This is a genomic window from Rhodococcus sp. IEGM 1341, from assembly GCF_030056895.1.
Lineage (GTDB): Bacteria > Actinomycetota > Actinomycetes > Mycobacteriales > Mycobacteriaceae > Rhodococcoides.
Genome location: NZ_JASHKV010000001.1, coordinates 706935 through 723618 on the forward strand (window position 1 = coordinate 706935; position 16684 = coordinate 723618).

Annotated in this window: 15 protein-coding genes; 5 read left to right on the forward strand and 10 right to left on the reverse strand. The window is 66.2% G+C overall.

Features of this window, described 5'->3' with window-relative positions:
- Positions 1-26: 26 nt before the first annotated feature.
- The 5 genes from coaD to QM615_RS03130 all read right to left on the reverse strand — a co-directional run bounded on the left by coaD (position 27) and on the right by QM615_RS03130 (position 8678).
- Positions 27-515, reverse strand: coding sequence for a pantetheine-phosphate adenylyltransferase (coaD, locus tag QM615_RS03110; RefSeq protein WP_094642224.1), 489 nt, complete (start codon positions 513-515; stop codon positions 27-29).
- Between the two features lie 36 nt (positions 516-551).
- Complete coding sequence (gene rsmD, locus QM615_RS03115; protein WP_149405552.1) at positions 552-1106, reverse strand: 16S rRNA (guanine(966)-N(2))-methyltransferase RsmD; 555 nt, start codon at positions 1104-1106, stop codon at positions 552-554.
- Positions 1103-4519, reverse strand: coding sequence for a pyruvate carboxylase (locus QM615_RS03120; protein WP_149405551.1), 3417 nt, complete (start codon positions 4517-4519; stop codon positions 1103-1105). The genes rsmD and QM615_RS03120 overlap by 4 nt, the downstream gene beginning before the upstream one ends.
- A gap of 189 nt (positions 4520-4708) precedes the next feature.
- Positions 4709-6985 carry an ATP-dependent DNA helicase RecG gene (gene recG, locus QM615_RS03125; RefSeq protein ID WP_149405550.1) on the reverse strand — a complete coding sequence of 759 codons (2277 nt, stop codon included), beginning with the start codon at positions 6983-6985 and terminating at the stop codon, positions 4709-4711.
- 13 nt (positions 6986-6998) lie between these two features.
- The gene (locus QM615_RS03130; protein ID WP_149405549.1) at positions 6999-8678 is read right to left on the reverse strand and encodes a DAK2 domain-containing protein; all 1680 of its coding nucleotides are present in this window, start codon (positions 8676-8678) and stop codon (positions 6999-7001) included.
- 285 nt (positions 8679-8963) lie between these two features.
- On the opposite strand from QM615_RS03130, the gene rpmB reads away from it, so the two are divergent.
- Both rpmB and QM615_RS03140 read left to right on the forward strand, forming a co-directional pair.
- Positions 8964-9155, forward strand: a complete 192-nt coding sequence (rpmB, locus tag QM615_RS03135) for a 50S ribosomal protein L28 (protein ID WP_008717389.1) — start codon at positions 8964-8966, stop codon at positions 9153-9155.
- Positions 9156-9373: 218 nt separating this feature from the next.
- Positions 9374-10168: an enoyl-CoA hydratase/isomerase family protein gene (locus tag QM615_RS03140; RefSeq protein ID WP_149405548.1), complete on the forward strand. Its 795-nt coding sequence runs from the start codon at positions 9374-9376 to the stop codon at positions 10166-10168.
- Positions 10169-10173: 5 nt separating this feature from the next.
- Here the strand turns inward: QM615_RS03140 and QM615_RS03145 are convergent, their stop codons facing one another.
- Genes QM615_RS03145 through QM615_RS03155 form a run of 3 tightly spaced genes read right to left on the reverse strand, consistent with a single transcriptional unit; the run spans position 10174 to position 12432 of the window.
- The gene (locus QM615_RS03145; RefSeq protein WP_094642232.1) at positions 10174-10866 is read right to left on the reverse strand and encodes a uracil-DNA glycosylase; all 693 of its coding nucleotides are present in this window, start codon (positions 10864-10866) and stop codon (positions 10174-10176) included.
- Positions 10863-11387, reverse strand: coding sequence for a gamma carbonic anhydrase family protein (locus QM615_RS03150; RefSeq protein ID WP_149405547.1), 525 nt, complete (start codon positions 11385-11387; stop codon positions 10863-10865). The genes QM615_RS03145 and QM615_RS03150 overlap by 4 nt, the downstream gene beginning before the upstream one ends.
- 37 nt (positions 11388-11424) lie before the next feature.
- Positions 11425-12432 carry a thiamine-phosphate kinase gene (locus QM615_RS03155; RefSeq protein ID WP_149405546.1) on the reverse strand — a complete coding sequence of 336 codons (1008 nt, stop codon included), beginning with the start codon at positions 12430-12432 and terminating at the stop codon, positions 11425-11427.
- 173 nt (positions 12433-12605) lie between these two features.
- Between QM615_RS03155 and QM615_RS03160 the strand changes: the two genes are divergently transcribed.
- Positions 12606-12854, forward strand: coding sequence for an Lrp/AsnC ligand binding domain-containing protein (locus QM615_RS03160; RefSeq protein WP_037189711.1), 249 nt, complete (start codon positions 12606-12608; stop codon positions 12852-12854).
- Between the two features lie 3 nt (positions 12855-12857).
- Entirely contained in the window at positions 12858-13463 is a 606-nt protein-coding gene (locus QM615_RS03165) for a DUF3515 domain-containing protein (protein ID WP_068049543.1), read from the forward strand.
- Positions 13464-13481: 18 nt separating this feature from the next.
- On the opposite strand, the gene QM615_RS03170 is transcribed toward QM615_RS03165, so the two are convergent.
- Positions 13482-14588 (reverse strand): D-alanine--D-alanine ligase family protein, encoded by a 1107-nt coding sequence (locus QM615_RS03170; RefSeq protein ID WP_068049539.1) that lies wholly within the window; start codon positions 14586-14588, stop codon positions 13482-13484.
- Between the two features lie 73 nt (positions 14589-14661).
- Positions 14662-15660: an NAD(P)H-dependent glycerol-3-phosphate dehydrogenase gene (locus QM615_RS03175; RefSeq protein ID WP_094642242.1), complete on the reverse strand. Its 999-nt coding sequence runs from the start codon at positions 15658-15660 to the stop codon at positions 14662-14664.
- A gap of 102 nt (positions 15661-15762) precedes the next feature.
- Here QM615_RS03175 and QM615_RS03180 point away from each other — a divergent pair, with 102 nt between their 5' ends.
- Positions 15763-16539 (forward strand): CofC family guanylyltransferase, encoded by a 777-nt coding sequence (locus tag QM615_RS03180; protein ID WP_410482228.1) that lies wholly within the window; start codon positions 15763-15765, stop codon positions 16537-16539.
- The last annotated feature ends 145 nt before the right edge of the window (positions 16540-16684 follow it).

Consider the following 16684-nt stretch of genomic DNA (forward strand, 5'->3'; position numbering starts at 1 on the left):
ACCGGCCCGGTGTGTCGCTCCTCGAACTAGTCTGCCGCCCGCTCGGCGATACGGGCCAGCAGTCGGTCCTGAACGAACGGCGGCAGCATGCCGGTGACGTCTCCCCCGAAGGTCGCGACCTCCTTGATCAACGAACTCGACAGGAAGCTGTGCGCAGGATTCGCCGGAAGAAACAGCGTGTCCACACCGGTCAACGTTCTGTTCATCTGCGCCATCTGCAACTCGTAATCGAAGTCGTTGGCACTGCGCAGACCTTTGACTATCGCCGAGAAGCCTTCTTGCCGAGCATAATCGACCAACAAGCCGTACCACGAACCGATTCTGACGTTGGGCAGATGCTCCGTGGCGACCTCGAGCATCTCGATCCGCTCGTCGATGCTGAACATGCCCTTCTTGCTCTTGTTCACCATCACCGTGACCACCACCTCGTCGAAGGCGGCGGCTGCGCGCTCGAAGATGTCGAGGTGACCGTTGGTCACCGGGTCGAAGGATCCAGGGCAGAGTGCGCCAGTCATGCCCGCGAACCTATCAGCCGATCCCGGGCTCACCCGTCACGCGCGTGCCGCGATCTCGATTCGACTCTCGCCGTACTTCTTCGACTTCTCCGGAACGAGTCCGGTCGGCCATCGGGTCTCCGGCGACCGCGACGAGCGCTCGAGGACGACGACCGCGTCGGGGGTGAGCCATCCCCCGGTGACGAGCCTGTCCAGCAGACCGGCGACGGCAGTGTCGGTGACGGCATACGGCGGGTCGGCCAACACCAGGTCGTACGCCGCATCCGCTGTCCCGGCCAGTACCGAGGCCACCGGGGCACACCGGACCGACGCACCGGGCAGACCCACGGATTCGATGTTCTTTCGCACCACCGCTGCCGCTCGGGCGTCCGACTCGACCAACACCGCCGACGACGCGCCGCGCGAGAGTGCCTCGAGCCCCAGTGCCCCCGATCCCGCGAACAGATCCAGCACCGCGGCACCACCCAGTTCCATCCGACTCTCCAGGGAGCTGAACAGCGCCTCGCGCACTCGCTCGGAGGTGGGACGGGTGCCCTGGCCGGGTACCGACAGACGTCGACCGCCCGCGACACCCGCCACGATCCGCGTCATTCGCTGCCGGCCTCTTCGCCCGTCGACCCCCCACCGATGACGACGAGCAGATCGCCGCCCTCCACCTGCTGCACGCCCGAGATCGCCAGACGGGTCACGGTGCCGCCGCGAGGTGCGGTGATCGCGGCCTCCATCTTCATGGCCTCGATCGTGGCGACGGTGTCACCGGCCGAGATCTTCTGTCCCTCTTCGACGGAGAGCGTCACGACACCGGCGAACGGTGCCGGGATATGACCGGAATTCGACCGGTCCGCCTTCTCGACAGTGGGTGCCTCACTCGAAATGGACCGGTCACGCACCGAGACAGGACGCAACTGTCCGTTGAGAATGCACATCACGGTACGCATCCCGCGCTCGTCGGGGTCGGAGATCGCCTCGAGCCCGATGAGCAGTTCGACGCCCTTCTCCAGTGCCACCCGATGCTCCTCGCCCTGCCGCAGGCCGTAGAAGAACTGATTGGCCGACAGCCGCGTCGTATCGCCGTACTTCTCGCGATGAGCAGCGAGTTCGGCTGTGGGACCGGGGAACAGCAGACGGTTGAGAGTCTCGCGGCGCTGAGCCGACGTTCCGTCGAGGCTCTTCTCGTCCTCCTCGGTGAGTGGTGTCACCGGCTTGCCCTCACCGCGCCCCTCCAGCGCCTTCGTCCGCAACGGTTCCGGCCATCCGCCCGCGGGCGTACCCAGATCACCGCGCAGGAAGCCGATCACCGAATCGGGGATGTCGTAACGACCGGGGTTCTCGGCGAACTCCTCGGCGGACGCGCCTGCACCGACCAGAGCCAGAGCCAGGTCGCCGACGACCTTCGAGCTCGGGGTCACCTTGGTCAGGCGGCCCAACATACGGTCGGCTGCAGCGTAATTGGCCTCGACGGTCTCGAACCGATCACCGAGCCCGAGCGAAATCGCCTGCTGCCGTAGATTCGAGAGCTGTCCACCGGGAATCTCGTGGGTGTAGACGCGACCCGTCGGTGCAGGCAGCCCGGACTCGAACGGCGCGTACACCTTTCGCACGGCTTCCCAGTACGGCTCCAGGTCGCAGACGGCCTGCAGATTCAGACCGGTGTCGCGCTCGGTGTGTGCCGCCGCCGCAACGATCGCGGACAACGCGGGCTGACTGGTGGTGCCTGCCATCGCCGCACTGGCACCGTCGACGGCGTCCGCCCCGGCCTCCCAGGCCGCCAGGTATGTCGCGAGCTGCCCACCGGGGGTGTCGTGCGTGTGGACGTGCACGGGTAGATCGAAATTCGAGCGCAGCGCCGTCACCAGGGTCTTGGCTGCAGGTGCGCGAAGCAGTCCTGCCATGTCCTTGATCGCGAGCACGTGCGCGCCCGCGTCGACGATCTGCTCGGCCAACTTCAGGTAGTAGTCGAGGGTGTAGAGGTTCTCGTTCGGGTTCGACAGATCACCGGTGTAGCTCAGTGCCACCTCGGCGAGCGCCGTGCCGGTCTCGCGCACGGCATCGATGGCCGGACGCATCTGATCGACATTGTTGAGCGCGTCGAAGATTCGGAAGATGTCGATGCCGGTGTCGGTGGCCTCGGCAACGAAGCTGCGGGTCACCTTCTCCGGATACGGGGTGTAGCCGACGGTGTTCCTGCCGCGCAGCAACATCTGAATTGCGATGTTGGGCACGGCCTCTCGCAGGCTCGCCAGTCGCTCCCACGGATCCTCGTGCAGGAATCGCAGTGCCACGTCGTAGGTGGCACCGCCCCACGCCTCGATCGAGAGCAACTGCGGCGTCGTGCGCGCCACGTACGGGGCGACGCCGAGCAGTCCGCTCGTCCGCACTCGCGTCGCCAGCAACGACTGATGTGCGTCACGGAACGTGGTGTCAGTGACGCCGAGAGCCTTCTGGTTCCGCAGATCGCGAGCGAAGCCCTCGGGTCCGAGCGCCAGCAGACGCTGCCTCGAACCATCGGGAATCGGAGCCTCGAAGTCGACCGCGGGGAGCTTGTCGTGCGGGTACACCGGAGACGGACGCTCACCGTGCGGCTTGTTGACCGTCACATCGGCGAGGTAGGCGAGGATCTTCGTGCCGCGGTCGCCCGAGGATCGCGAGGTGAGCAGTTCGGGGCGCTCCTCGATGAACGAGGTGGTGACGCGACCGGCCGTGAAGTCGGGATCGACCAGAACCGCTTGCAGGAACGGAATGTTCGTGGCCACACCGCGAATCCTGAACTCCGCCAACGCTCGTCGAGCACGGGCCACAGCGGTGTCGAAATCACGGCCACGGCAGGTGAGCTTGACGAGCATGGAGTCGAAATAGGCCCCGACCTCGGCACCCAACGTGGTTCCGCCGTCGAGACGTACTCCGGCACCGCCGGGCGTGCGGTATGCCGTGATGCGTCCGACGTCCGGGCGGAATCCGTTCGCCGGATCCTCGGTGGTGATGCGGCACTGCAGCGCCGCACCGCGCAACACGATGTTCTCCTGCTGCAGACCCAGATCCGCGAGCGTCTCTCCCGAGGCGATCCGCAGCTGGGACTGCACCAGATCCACATCGGTCACCTCTTCGGTGACGGTGTGCTCCACCTGGATTCGAGGGTTCATCTCGATGAAGACGTGATTGCCGCGGGTGTCGAGCAGGAACTCGACGGTACCGGCACACGAGTACTCGATCTGCTTCGCGAACGCCACGGCATCGGCGCAGATCTTCTCTCGCAATCCTTCGGGCAGATTGGGAGCCGGAGCGAGCTCGATGACCTTCTGATGCCGACGCTGCACACTGCAGTCGCGCTCGAACAGGTGCACCACGTTGCCCTGGCCGTCGGCGAGGATCTGAACCTCGATGTGCCGAGGATCGATCACGGCCTGCTCGAGGAACACCGTCGGATCACCGAAGGCCGATTCCGCCTCGCGCGCAGCAGCTTCGATGGATTCGCGTAGCTGCTCGGGCTCGGCCACCCGGCGCATCCCGCGACCACCGCCACCGGCGACCGCCTTGACGAACAACGGGAACGTCATGGTCTCGGACGCCGCGACCAGCTCGTCCACGTCGGACGACGGTTCCGACGACGCCAGCACCGGCAGTCCTGCGGCCTTGGCTGCCGCGATGGCCCGCGCCTTGTTGCCGGTCAGTTCGAGCACGTCGGCGGACGGGCCGACGAAGGTGATGCCGGCCTCGGCGCACGCTGCGGCCAGATCCGGGTTCTCGGAAAGGAATCCGTACCCGGGGTAGACCGCGTCCGCACCGCTGCGCTTGGCAGCGGCGACGATCTCGTCGACCGAGAGATACGCGCGAACGGGATGACCCTTCTCCCCGATCTGATACGCCTCGTCGGCCTTCGTCCGGTGCACCGAGTTCCGGTCCTCGAACGGGAACACCGCAACGGTCGAGGCCCCGAGTTCGTAGGAGGCGCGGAAGGCGCGGATGGCGATTTCGCCGCGGTTGGCAACCAAAACTTTGGAGAACATTGGCTCAACTTACCCGGCAGAGTGAGCCACCGAGGTGTACTGATCTCACCATTCGAGACGAATTGCTCGAATCGGCCGACTGAAACGGTGCAGTGCATCCCGACGGCCGTTCCTGATCGTTCCCGGTCGTTCCTGCAGGCTCCACTCCTGACTTCCCCTGTCGTTCCTGCAGGCTCCACTCCTGCCCCGTCAGGACTTCTGCAGGTAGTCGACTCGATCCGATCTCCAGGCCGACCGCATCATCGACGCGATGCCGGGATCGTTCGCCAGCGACGGGTCCCGCGCGAACAGCGATCGTGCGCAGTCCTGTGCGTCGGCGATGATGTCCTCGTCGTCGATGAACGAGAGCAGTCGCAACCCGCTGACCGTGCCCGACTGTGCGGCACCGAGAACGTCGCCCTCGCGACGAGTGGCCAGATCCAGCTTGGCCAACTCGAAGCCGTCGTTGGTCGCTGCCACCGCCTCGAGCCGGGCGAAGGAGCCGCCCGCGGGGCTGAGATAGCTGATCATGATGCACAGGCCCTGGTGCCCGCCTCGGCCGATTCGGCCTCGCAACTGATGCAGTTGGCTCACGCCGAATCGGTCCGCGTCCATGATGACCATGACCGTGGCATTGGGAACGTCCACTCCCACTTCGACCACCGTGGTGCACACCAGGACGTCGATCTCGCCGGAGTTGAACTCGGACATGGTGATGTCCTTGTCGTCCCCCGACAATCGTCCGTGCAGCAGCCCCACGCGCAGATCGTGCATCGGTCCGGTGGAGAGGGTCTCGTACAGGTCCACCGCTGCAGTCGTCTCGGGGCCGTCATCCGCGCTCGCGCTCTTCTTCTTCGCAGCGCTCTTCTTCCCGGTCTCGGTGTCCTCGTCGTCGCCGATGCGGGAGCACACCACGTACGCCTGCCGACCTGCTGCCACTTCCTCGCGAATACGCTGCCACGCTCGATCGACCCAGCCCGGTTTGCTCCTGGCGGGCACCACGTTGCTGACGATGGGCGATCTGCCGCGGGGCAGTTCGGTGAGCACCGACGTCTCGAGGTCGCCGAGGGTCGACATCGCGATGGTGCGCGGGATGGGGGTGGCGGTCATCACCAGCAAGTGCGGACTGGTGTTGTCGCGAGCCTTCGCGCGCAACGCATCTCGTTGCTCGACGCCGAACCTGTGCTGCTCGTCGACGACGACCATCGCGAGATCGAGGAACTCCACTCGGTCCTCGATCAGGGCGTGGGTACCGATCACGATGCCTGCATCACCGGTGACCGCATCGAGCAACGCGGACCGCTTGGCCGCAGTGGACATCGAGCCGGTCAACAAGGCGACCTTGGTCGCCAGCTCGTGCGATCCGAGTTCCCCACCGGCTGCGAGGCTTCCGAGCATCGAGCGAATCGAGCGCGCATGTTGGGAGGCGAGCACCTCCGTCGGTGCCAGCAACGCGCACTGGTGTCCAGCGTCGATGACCTGCAGCATCGCCCGCAACGCAACGATCGTCTTACCGGAGCCGACCTCACCCTGCAGCAGCCGCGACATCGGGTGTGGTGCCGACAGATCGTGGGCGATCTCGGCCGCGACCTGGTGCTGACCGGCCGTCAACTCGAACGGCAGACGCCGATCGAACTCCGCCGCGATACCGTCGGTGATCGGTGGGCATCGCGCTGCCACCCGGGTGGATGCGTCGCGTCGGCGGTCGGCGAGAACGAGTTGAACGGCGAGCGCCTCGTCGAACTTGAGCCGCTCGCGCGCGGAGTCCTTGTCCTGTGCGGTGTCCGGGAAATGGATCGACCGCAGTGCGGTGTCGATGTCGACGAGACCGCGCTGCGCACGTACCGACTCGGGCAGCGGATCGACCACTGCGTCGAGTTGGTCGAGTACCTGCCGCACGCAGCGCATGAACGTCCAGCTCTCGACGTCCTTCGCGGCCGGGTAGATGGGCACGAATGCTCGATCGAACACCGACATGTCGACCGCTCCGGAGGAATCGACCGAGCCACGAGCGAGTCCGGCCAGGGTGCCGCCGCCGACGATTCGACCTGCGGGCACGACGGCACCGTCGTTGTCGTCGCCACCGAGAATCACGTAGCTGGGGTGCGTGAGATTCCACCGCTTGCCGAAATACTTGACCTTGCCGGAGAACATCCCGCGTCGACCCGGCACCACCACATGCTTGAGCTTGTGCGGACTGAAGAAGGTGGCTTCGATGCGCTGTCCGTCGGCGGCGAGTGTCACCGCGAGGAACTGGCCGTTGCGGTTCTTCATCGACCGCAGAGTCGCGGACTCGACCGTCGCGACGATGGTGATGTGCTCGCCCTCGGTCGGCTCCTTCTCCCCCAGCTCCGAACCGTGCGTCATGTAGCGGTGTGGATAGTGCCGAAGCAGATCCTCGACAGTGTGAATACCGAAGACGTCGGCCAGCGGCGTCGCCGCCGCGGCTCCGAGAACGTGATCGAGCCGGTCCACCAACGTTGCCATTGTCCGAGATTCCCTATTCCACTCCGAATTGCACGAGATCCCCCGGCTGCCCACCTGTATAGACCACCACGTCGACTCCGGGGTGTGCGCCCGCCACGTATTCGGCCAACTGATCGCCGAAATCCTCCGACGCCTCGGCACCGACGAGCACTGTCACCATCTCCCCGCCCGTCGCCAGGAGCTGATCGATCAACCGACACCCCGCATCGAGCGGACGGGCGGCGACGATCACCACTTCCTGCCCCGCGAGCCCGATGCAGTCGCCCGGCTCACACGTGCCGACCCACGTCAGCGATCGCTCCCGCGCGATACGCAGAGATCCCCATCTCGTGCCCGCCGCCGCCTCGGACATCGTGAATGCATCGTCGACCGCAGCCCTGGCTGCATCGTGCACCGCGAGCGCGGCCAAACCCTGCACCATTGCCGAGCACGGCAACATCACCACGTCTTTGCCGTCCGCTCGGGCAGCTGCGCCGACGGCAACCAGTTCCTGCGCGGACAACGCGCCGTTCGGCAACACCAACACCTCGCGGTGCTTCATCCCGACGATCGCACGATGCAGCACCGAGGAGTCGATCGCCTCGTCGCACCGCACCACCGTCGCGCCTTCCTGAACGTAGAGATCCGCGGCACCCTCACCGGCCACCAGCGCCAAAATATCGCGACCCACCGACAACGCTGCTCCGTCGTGCGCTCGGGGGCTCACCGCCCCGTCGAACTCGGCGAATCCGAAACACGAGATGCGCACTCCGCGAACGTCTCCGGCTGCGATGCCGAGATCGACGGCACTGCCGGGGTCGGTGGTGTGCACATGCGCGGACCATGCCCCGGAACCGTCACCGGCGACCACGACGGAATCTCCGATGTCGGCCAGATCCCGTCGAAGTTCCGCCGCCCTCGCGTCGTTCGGGCCGTGCACGACGTAGACCACCTCGTACCCGAGAGGGCGACTCGACCCGTGCCCCGACACACTCTCGGGTGCACCGCCGCACTCCGACGAAACGTTCGACGCACCGCTCACCGCCCGGCGTTCGTGCTCGTGTGGGCGACGGTAACGCCGGCGCGGCGGGGTGCGGCCGATCACCACCTCCACGAGGGCATCGACGATCACCGAAAGACCGAGAGCACCTGCGTCCACCACTCCCGCCTCGCGGAGTTCGGCGAGTTGATCGGTCGTGCTGTCGACAGCCCGAGCGGTGGCCTCGCCGATGTCGACCACCAGCGTCGAGAGGCTGACATTGGCGTCGTGGGCGGAGGCCTCCCGATCGGCGGCGTCCAGAACGGTGAGCATCGTGCCCTCGACGGGAACGCTCACTGCCGCTGCGACCAGGACTTTCGCGCGTCGCAACATCGCCTGGATCGACACCGTGTCGAGCGGGCCGTCCGCTGAGGCCTCGGCAACAGCGCGCAACAACTGCGACACGATCACTCCCGAGTTGCCCCGCGCGCCCGCGACCGCCCCCACGGCCAGTGCCCGCCCGATGGCGCGGGCGTCCGCAGTGGGCCCGGCTGCGCGCATCGACTCCACCGCGGCACGGAAGGTGAACATGAGATTGGTGCCGGTGTCCGAGTCGGGGATGGGGAACACGTTGAGCGCATCGATCTCGTCGCACCGCGCGGTCAGAGAATCGACACAGCGGTAGGCCCACCGTCGTAGGGCCGCCGCATCGATCGATTCGAGAACGTCGACCACGTCGACCACGTCGAGCAGCCTCCCCCCGCGTCACATCCGCTACCTGGTCCGAACTCCCTCGCGGACAGTGCCCGAAGCTTAGTCGGGCATGATCGGTGGCGCGCCGTCCGTGAGCCCTCACGCAGCGTCTGCCGTGGCGGTTTGGTGATTGCGGGCCGCGCCGCTATTCTTGCAGGGTTGCCTCGAGGCGATCTTCACGCATTGCAATCCTTGCATCTGCTCGTAGTTCGTTTCGATGTCTTCGACCACATGTATCGATCAACATCTATCAAGGAGTTCGCGACTATGGCTGCCGTCTGCGACGTATGCGCCAAGGGGCCCGGCTTCGGTAAGTCGGTCTCGCACTCGCACCGACGGACCAACCGTCGTTGGAACCCGAATATCCAGACCGTTCACGCTCAGGTTGCGCCTGGTAACTCCAAGCGCATGAACGTGTGCACCTCCTGCTTGAAGGCAGGCAAGGTGGTCCGGGGCTGATTTCGGCCTCGCTCTTCGATTTCCTCCACGGCCTCGACTGCGTGCGAGCACTGTGCCCCGCCTCCGATTTTCGGAGGCGGGGCACAGTCGTTCGTGCATCCGGACCGTTCCGTTCCGTTCTGCTACACAGCCGGTAAGTGCCGGAAGCGGGATCGTGCATCCGTACCGAGGCACCGCGGCCCCACGACGGAATCACGACGTCGGTTAGAGTCCGGAACGTGACTTATTCGGACGCCGACATTTCCAGCAAGGTCCGCATCGAGGACGGTGTACTTCGCATCGTCGTCGCCACCGACGCCGGCGGTGCGTCGCTCGATCTGGATGGTATCGCCGACGGCACCGCGGCTCTGCGCTCCGCCAACGACGGCAGCACCGCGATCGGAAGCGTCCTGCTCATCGGTCGAGGGCCGAATTTCTGCGCAGGTGGCAATGTTCGCGATTTCGCCGGTGCGGCCGATCGCGGTGCCTTCGTGGGTTCTGTCGCCGACACGTTTCACGCCTTCGTTCGTGAATTGGCCGCCGTCACCGTCCCGGTCGTGGCCGGTGTGCACGGTTGGGCTGCCGGTGCAGGAATGAGCCTGGTCTGCCTCACCGACATCGCCATCGGCGGGCCGTCGACCAAGCTTCGCCCCGCGTATCCCTCGATCGGTTTCACTCCGGACGGTGGCATGTCGTGGACACTCCCCCGAATAGTCGGTTCGGGCCGCGCGATGGACATTCTCCTGAACGACTCGATCATCAATGGAGAGGAGGCCGTTCGTCTCGGGATTCTCAGCCGACTGGTGGGCGACGACATCGTCGACAGCGAGGCCGAGCGCCTGGCGCGAACCCTTGCCGTCGGGCCGACATCGGCGTATCAGGGAATCAAGACTCTGCTGCGGGCCGCCGAATCGGTCACGCTGACACAGCAGTTGGACGCCGAAGCCTCCTCGATCTCCGCAGCCGCGTCGTCACCTGCCGGACGTGAAGGCGTCGACGCGTTCGTCGAGAAGCGTCGGCCCGACTTCTCCTGATTCGATCACGGCAGCGTCCAGTCGATCGGTTCGTCTCCCCCCTCGACCAACAATTCGTTGACACGGCTGAAAGGCTTGGATCCGAAGAATCCGCGTGACGCGGACAGCGGAGACGGGTGCGCGGATTCGATGTAGGGCACCGATCCGAGCATCGGCTTCAGGCTAGCCGCGTCGCGTCCCCACAGAACGGCGACCAGTCCGGGCGCGTCGGGATTCTCGGCCCGGGCGACAAGTGCACGAATTGCTTGCTCGGTTACCGCTTCCCACCCCTTCTTCCGGTGCGACGCAGCCTGACCCGGCTCTACGGTGAGCACCCTGTTGAGCAGCATCACCCCGCGGTCCGCCCAGGGTGTGAGATCACCGTTGCTGGGCGTGGGCAACCCCAGATCGTCCGAGTACTCCTTGAAGATGTTGCTCAGACTGCGCGGTACTGGTCGCACATCCGGGGCAACGGAAAAGCTCAGCCCCACTGCGTGTCCCGGCGTCGGATACGGATCCTGACCGACGATGAGAACGCGAACTCCATCGAAGGGGTGGCGAAAAGCGCGCAGTACGTTCTCGCCGGCGGGGAGGTAATGACGGCCTGCGGCGAGTTCTGCCCGTAGGAAGTCGCCCATCGCAGCAACATTCGACTCGACCGGCGCGAGGGCAGCCGCCCACCCCGATTCGACGCTCTCGGCGAGCGGACGCGGCGTCACCGATCGATCCGGCGCAGCGCGTCGCGGTAGTACGCGGCATTGGCCGAGTACATCTGCACGTTGATGTCGACATGCCCTTCGGGAACCTGGTACCCCTCGCGGATTTTCGCCGGAACCCCCAGTGCCATGGAGCGTTCGGGAACGACGAACTTGAACGGCACCACTGCGCCTGCTCCCACGATCGAGCCGGCACCGATCCTCGAGCCGTTCAGTACCACCGAGCCCGAGGCGATGAGGCAGTTGTTCCCGATGGTCGCACCCTCGACGTGCGCGTTGTGGCCCAGTACGCACCCGGAACCGATGACCGTTGCGTCGATCGGGGTGCAGTGCACCACGGTCCCGTCCTGCACGTTGGTGCCCTTGCCGATCGAAATGGTGCCGTAATCGGCCCGCAGAACGGCAGTGGGCCACACCGACGATCCGGCCGCCAGAGTCACCGCTCCGATGACGACGGCGTCGGGATGGACGTAGGCGTCGGGGTGGATGTCGGGTTCACGATCACCGAGTGCGTAGATAGCCATCTCTGCAACTTAGCCGACCCGATGAACCCGACCGCGTTCACTCGCCCTCGAAACTCGACCATCCCGATCTACCCGAATGAGGGCGTCCGCCGACCGTCACTCGCGGGCCTTGTCCGTCACCGCCGTGCTGGACACGGCCGATCACCGTCCATCCCCGGGGAACGCCTGCGGTATCGGGGAAGGTGCCCACGAGAGCGTGATCCTCGCCTCCGGTGAGCACCCAGTCCAGCGGATCGTGACCCATCAGAGTTGCGGCCGAACGCACTTCGAACGGGATGTCCAGCAGGTCGGGATCGACGTCCAGCCGAACGCCCGATGCGTCGGCGATGTGGCCGAGATCGGCCAACAAGCCGTCGGAGACGTCGGTGAGAGAGGTCGCTCCCGCCTCTGCCGCGTCGATCCCGGCGCGATACGGAGGGACGGGCACTCGGTGCGCGTCCACCACGGCGTCGTGGCCGGTTCTGTCCCTGTCGCCGAGCAGGAGGGCGAGTCCGGCCGCCGACCAGCCGAGCCGTCCCGCGTACGCGATCACGTCACCGGCTCGCGCCCCCGATCGAAGAACCGGTGCCCGGCCCTGAAGGTCGCCGAGCGCGGTGATCGAGATCACCAGCCCCGGCGACTGCACCACATCGCCGCCGACGATGGCCGATCCAGCAGCGACCGCCTCGAGCCACATGCCCTCGTTGAGGCCGTCGGTCACGCTCACCGGCGTGTCGGCCGGGCATCCGAGAGAGACGAGAAAACCCGAGCACTGCGCACCCATTGCAGCGATATCCGCGCCGTTCTGCGCGATCGACTTGCGGCCGATCTGTATCGGACTCGACCAGTCGAGCCGAAAGTGCCTGCCGTGCACCAACATATCGGTCGACGCCGCGATCCGGCCGTCGGAGGCGGCGACGACGGCTGCGTCGTCACCCGGCCCGACGATGGTCGACGGTGGCTGCACACGGTCTGCGATTGCGCGGGCGATCACGTCGAATTCACCGACCTGCGCGACGGTGCGCTCGCTGCCGGTGGACGAGTCGGTGACGGTGTCGTCGATGATGTTCCTCCCTGAGAACGCGGTGCGTGCGCGACGGTCTCACGCGGAGCGCGCGCCGAGCCTGCGGTACCTTTTAGCGGCGGTCGGGACAGTACCGATGCAGCAGGTTACGTGCGAAGAGAACGTAGTCGAACCAACCTACAGTCGAGAAGTCCGGCAGGGGAAAGGGACCACCGATGGTGCAAGCATTCGTTCTCGTTCAGACCGAGGTGGGCCGTGCGACGGCCGTCGCACAGCAGATCGAGGCCGTCGACGGTGTCGTGTCGGCGGAGGCCGTCGTCGGGCCCTACGACGTGATCGCGCGCGCCGACGGTGCCTCCGACGCCGAGATCGCCGAGATCGTCTCGCGCATCCAGAAGGTCGATGCCATCACTCGCACCCTCACCTGCCCCGTGGCCCCGCAGTCGACGACGTCCGTCGGATAGCTCGTGAATTCACCCGACACCGGCAACGACGCCGGCACCGAAGACAGCCCGGCCGAGACCGAGAGCACTCGCGAGCAGCGCCATCCCGCAGTCATCGCCACCGCGATCGCGTTGCCGGTCGCGCTGGTCGTCGGGGTTTTGGTTGCCGCCATCGCGGTCAACCGCTCACCCGTCCGCGATCCGGTCGCGCTGGGCCCGGTCGACTCCCCCGATGCCGCGAGCGCGCAGTGCACGTCCCTGCTCGACGCCTTGCCCGAAAACCTCGGCGACTACACCGGAGCCGAGTTGGCCGACCCGGCCCCGGTCGGAGTCCGCGCGTGGGCCTCGGACGTGGAGAACGCCGAGCCGGTCGTGTTGCGGTGCGGCCTGCCCCGGCCCATCGGGTTCGATGTGGCCGCACCGCTGCAGGTGATCAACGGCGTTCAGTGGTTCGAGGTGTCCGGGGAAGACGACGGGATCGATGCCAGCACATGGTTCGTCGTCGATCGCGGCGTCTATGTTGCCCTGACGATTCCGGGCGACTCGGGCCCCACCCCGTTGCAGGACGCGTCCTCGGCCGTGTCGGATGCGCTGCCCCAGCAACCTCTCGACCCGGCTCCGTTGCAGTAGCGCTGGGCCGCAACGGCTCTAGCGCAAGCCGGTGCCGCGGGCGAGGGCGGTGTCGATCAGAGTCGCGATGAGCGTCGGGTAGTCGACGCCCGATTCCGCCCACATCTTGGGGTACATCGAGATCGAGGTGAACCCGGGCATCGTGTTGATCTCGTTGATGACCGGACCGTTCTCGGTGACGAAGAAATCCACGCGCGCCAGGCCTTGGCAGTCCAACGCCCGAAAGGCCGCGACGGCGAGTTCACGTATGCGGTCGCTGGTAGCGTCGTCGAGTGCCGCCGGGATGTCGAACTCACTGACATCGTCGAGGTACTTGGTGTCGAAGTCGTAGAAAGCATGATCGTCGATGTCCGCGTCGGGAATTCGGATCTCGGCGACGGCGCTCGCGCGTACGGTGCCGTCGGGAAATTCCAGCACTCCGCACTCGACCTCGCGGCCGTGGATCATGCCCTCGACGATCACCTTGGGGTCGTGTTCGCGTGCGACGGCGATCGCGGTGGGTAGTTGGTCCCACGCGGTGATGCGCGAGATTCCGATGGACGATCCACCTCGGGCCGGTTTGACGAATGCGGGCAGGCCGATTCGGTCACGCTCGGCAGCCGTCAGGTCGTCGACCGCGCGTCGGAGTACGACCTGGCGACCGATCGGCAGTCCTTCGGCTCCGAGCAGCTTCTTGGTGAATTCCTTGTCCATGCCTGCAGCGCTGGCCAACACGCCCGGCCCGACGTACGGAACACCGGCTAGTTCGAGCAGACCCTGCAGGGTGCCGTCCTCGCCGTACGGTCCGTGCAGAACGGGGAACACGACGTCGACGGATGCAAGCACCGTCCCGCCTTCCCCCTCGCCGAGCGCGAGCAGAGCACCGGCGTGGCCGGGGTCGGTACTGAGAGCAAGCGCGGCTCCCGTCTTGTCGACGGTCGGCAGCACCCTGTCGTGAATCGCCAGCGCATCGATGTCGGAGGAGCCGAGTACCCAGGCACCGTCCGCGGTGATCCCCACCGGAACAACCTCGTACTTGGCCGGATCGAGGTTCTGCAGCACGCTACCTGCCGATACACAGGACACGGCATGCTCGCTGCTGCGGCCACCGAAGACGACGGCAACTTTGATGCGGGGAGTACTCACGATGAGAAACCGTACCGTCGCGGCTCATCGAACGCGGATTCGCCCTGTTCGTCGCGAGACCGCGATCACTGCCTCACTCGGGCTTGATACGACGTCCCAGCAGGTGCCCGACCGCATCCGGAACGGACATGCCGCCGTGACACACCCGATGCACCGCGTCGGTCAGTGGCATCTCGACGTCGTAACTCTCGGCGAGCGCTCGCACCGAGGTGCAGGATTTGACGCCCTCGGCCACCTGCCCGTGCGCTGCCTCCTGCGCACTCTCGAGGGAGCCACCCGAACCCAGTCGCTCTCCGAACGTGCGATTGCGCGAGAGAGGCGACGAGCAGGTGGCGACCAGGTCGCCCACGCCGGCCAGGCCCGACAGCGTCGACGGCTTGGCACCGAGCGCCACTCCGAGGCGGATGATCTCGGCCAGACCCCTGGTCATGATCGACGCGAGGGTGTTCTCTCCGTATCCGACGCCTGCGGCCATCCCGCAGGCGAGGGCGATGACGTTCTTGCAGGCACCACCGATCTCGGCACCGATGACGTCACTGTTGGTGTAAGGCCTGAAATATCCGGTTGCGCAGGACTTCTGAATCTCGAGGGCTCGCTGGGAGTCGGAGCAGGCGATGACGGTGGCTGCGGGCTGCCCCTCGGCGATCGGGCGCGCAAGATTCGGCCCGGACAGGCACGCCACCCGGCTGGGATCGGCACCGGTGACCTGAGAGATCACCTGACTCATCCGCATGAGCGTTCCGGTCTCGATTCCCTTCGCCAGGGAGAGCAGCGTTGCCTGCGGCGGGATCGAGTCGGTCCACGCCCCCAGATTGGCCCGCAGACTCTGCGACGGCACGGCGAGAACCACGATGTCGGCTCCGTCGAGGGCACGGACCGGATCACTCGTCGCGCGGATGGACGACGGTAGCTCGATTCCCGGAAGGTAGTCCTTGTTCTCGTGGTCGTCGGTGATGGATGCAGCGAGTTCCTCGCGGCGGGCCCACATGGTGACGTCCGTTCCGGCATCGGCCAACACCTTGGCGAATGCGGTCCCCCACGAACCCGACCCCAATACCGCTGCTCTGCTCATTCCGCCAACCCCTCGCCTACTTCGCCGATGCCCTGTCCACGCGCGCATCACCCTAACTCGCAGACCTGCTCGGGCGGTCGGAGTCGGCACAGATCGGTGACGCTGGCAGGATCGAGCACCATGGGTGCATCACGAGACGACGACGGCGACCGTGTCGTCAGGGTTCTCATCGCGGTGAAGGATCTCACCGCGGCGAAGTCGCGCTTGGCGGCGGAGTTCTCGGCACCCGATCGGACTCGATTGGTGCTCGCGATGCTCAGCGACACCGTTGCGGCCGCCGACGCCGTCTCGGTGGTCGATTCGGTCACGGTGGTCACCCCCGATCCTCTCGTCGCAGAGACGGCCCGAAGGATCGGTGCACTGGTGTTCGACGAACCGGTCCGCGACCCTGCGCTGCAACCGGACCAACGCCTGAACCACGCGTTCGCGGCTACAGCGCACGTACTGCGTCACGGTGACGTCGGTGTGGATGTCGGTGTGGATGTAGGTGGGGGCGAGACTGTCGCCGCGCGCCGCGTCGACATCATCGCGTTGCAAGCAGACCTGCCTGCGATGCGTTCGGCAGAACTCGCGCAGGCCTACGCCAGTGCCCGCCGGGGAGGCCGATCGCTCGTGATCGACCATCACGGCACGGGGACCGCCGCCCTGATCCTCAAGGACTCCCCCGACGAGTTGGCACCATTGTTCGGACGGGACTCCGCGCGTCGCCACACCGTCTCGGGCGCACTGGAACTCGACGGCACCTGGCCGGGTCTTCGACTGGACGTGGACACCGCCGACGACGTCCGCAGAGCGCACCGTCTGGGAGTCGGACCGGCGACGGCGGCCGTGCTCCACTCGCTCGGGTGGAGTGACGAAGCATCGGCGACGACTGCCTGACGGCGCGTACCGCCGTGGGAGTCGAGTGAACGGAGACTCGAGTTCTGCCATCGGAGTTTCACCGACGCCCGGTATGGGGGATGATCGTGCGGTGAGCAAAGACGACGCGCAGTCAGCGAACCAGGATCCTCCGATCGATACCGGA

Excerpts from the sequence above, each read along its gene's own strand:
- coaD (WP_094642224.1), bottom strand. The coding sequence starts at position 515 with ATGACTGGCGCACTCTGCCCTGGATCCTTCGACCCGGTGACCAACGGT.
- rsmD (WP_149405552.1), bottom strand. The coding sequence starts at position 1,106 with ATGACGCGGATCGTGGCGGGTGTCGCGGGCGGTCGACGTCTGTCGGTA.
- QM615_RS03120 (WP_149405551.1), bottom strand. The coding sequence starts at position 4,519 with ATGTTCTCCAAAGTTTTGGTTGCCAACCGCGGCGAAATCGCCATCCGC.
- recG (WP_149405550.1), bottom strand. The coding sequence starts at position 6,985 with ATGGCAACGTTGGTGGACCGGCTCGATCACGTTCTCGGAGCCGCGGCG.
- rpmB (WP_008717389.1), top strand. The coding sequence starts at position 8,964 with ATGGCTGCCGTCTGCGACGTATGCGCCAAGGGGCCCGGCTTCGGTAAG.
- QM615_RS03150 (WP_149405547.1), bottom strand. The coding sequence starts at position 11,387 with ATGGCTATCTACGCACTCGGTGATCGTGAACCCGACATCCACCCCGAC.
- QM615_RS03160 (WP_037189711.1), top strand. The coding sequence starts at position 12,606 with ATGGTGCAAGCATTCGTTCTCGTTCAGACCGAGGTGGGCCGTGCGACG.
- QM615_RS03175 (WP_094642242.1), bottom strand. The coding sequence starts at position 15,660 with ATGAGCAGAGCAGCGGTATTGGGGTCGGGTTCGTGGGGGACCGCATTC.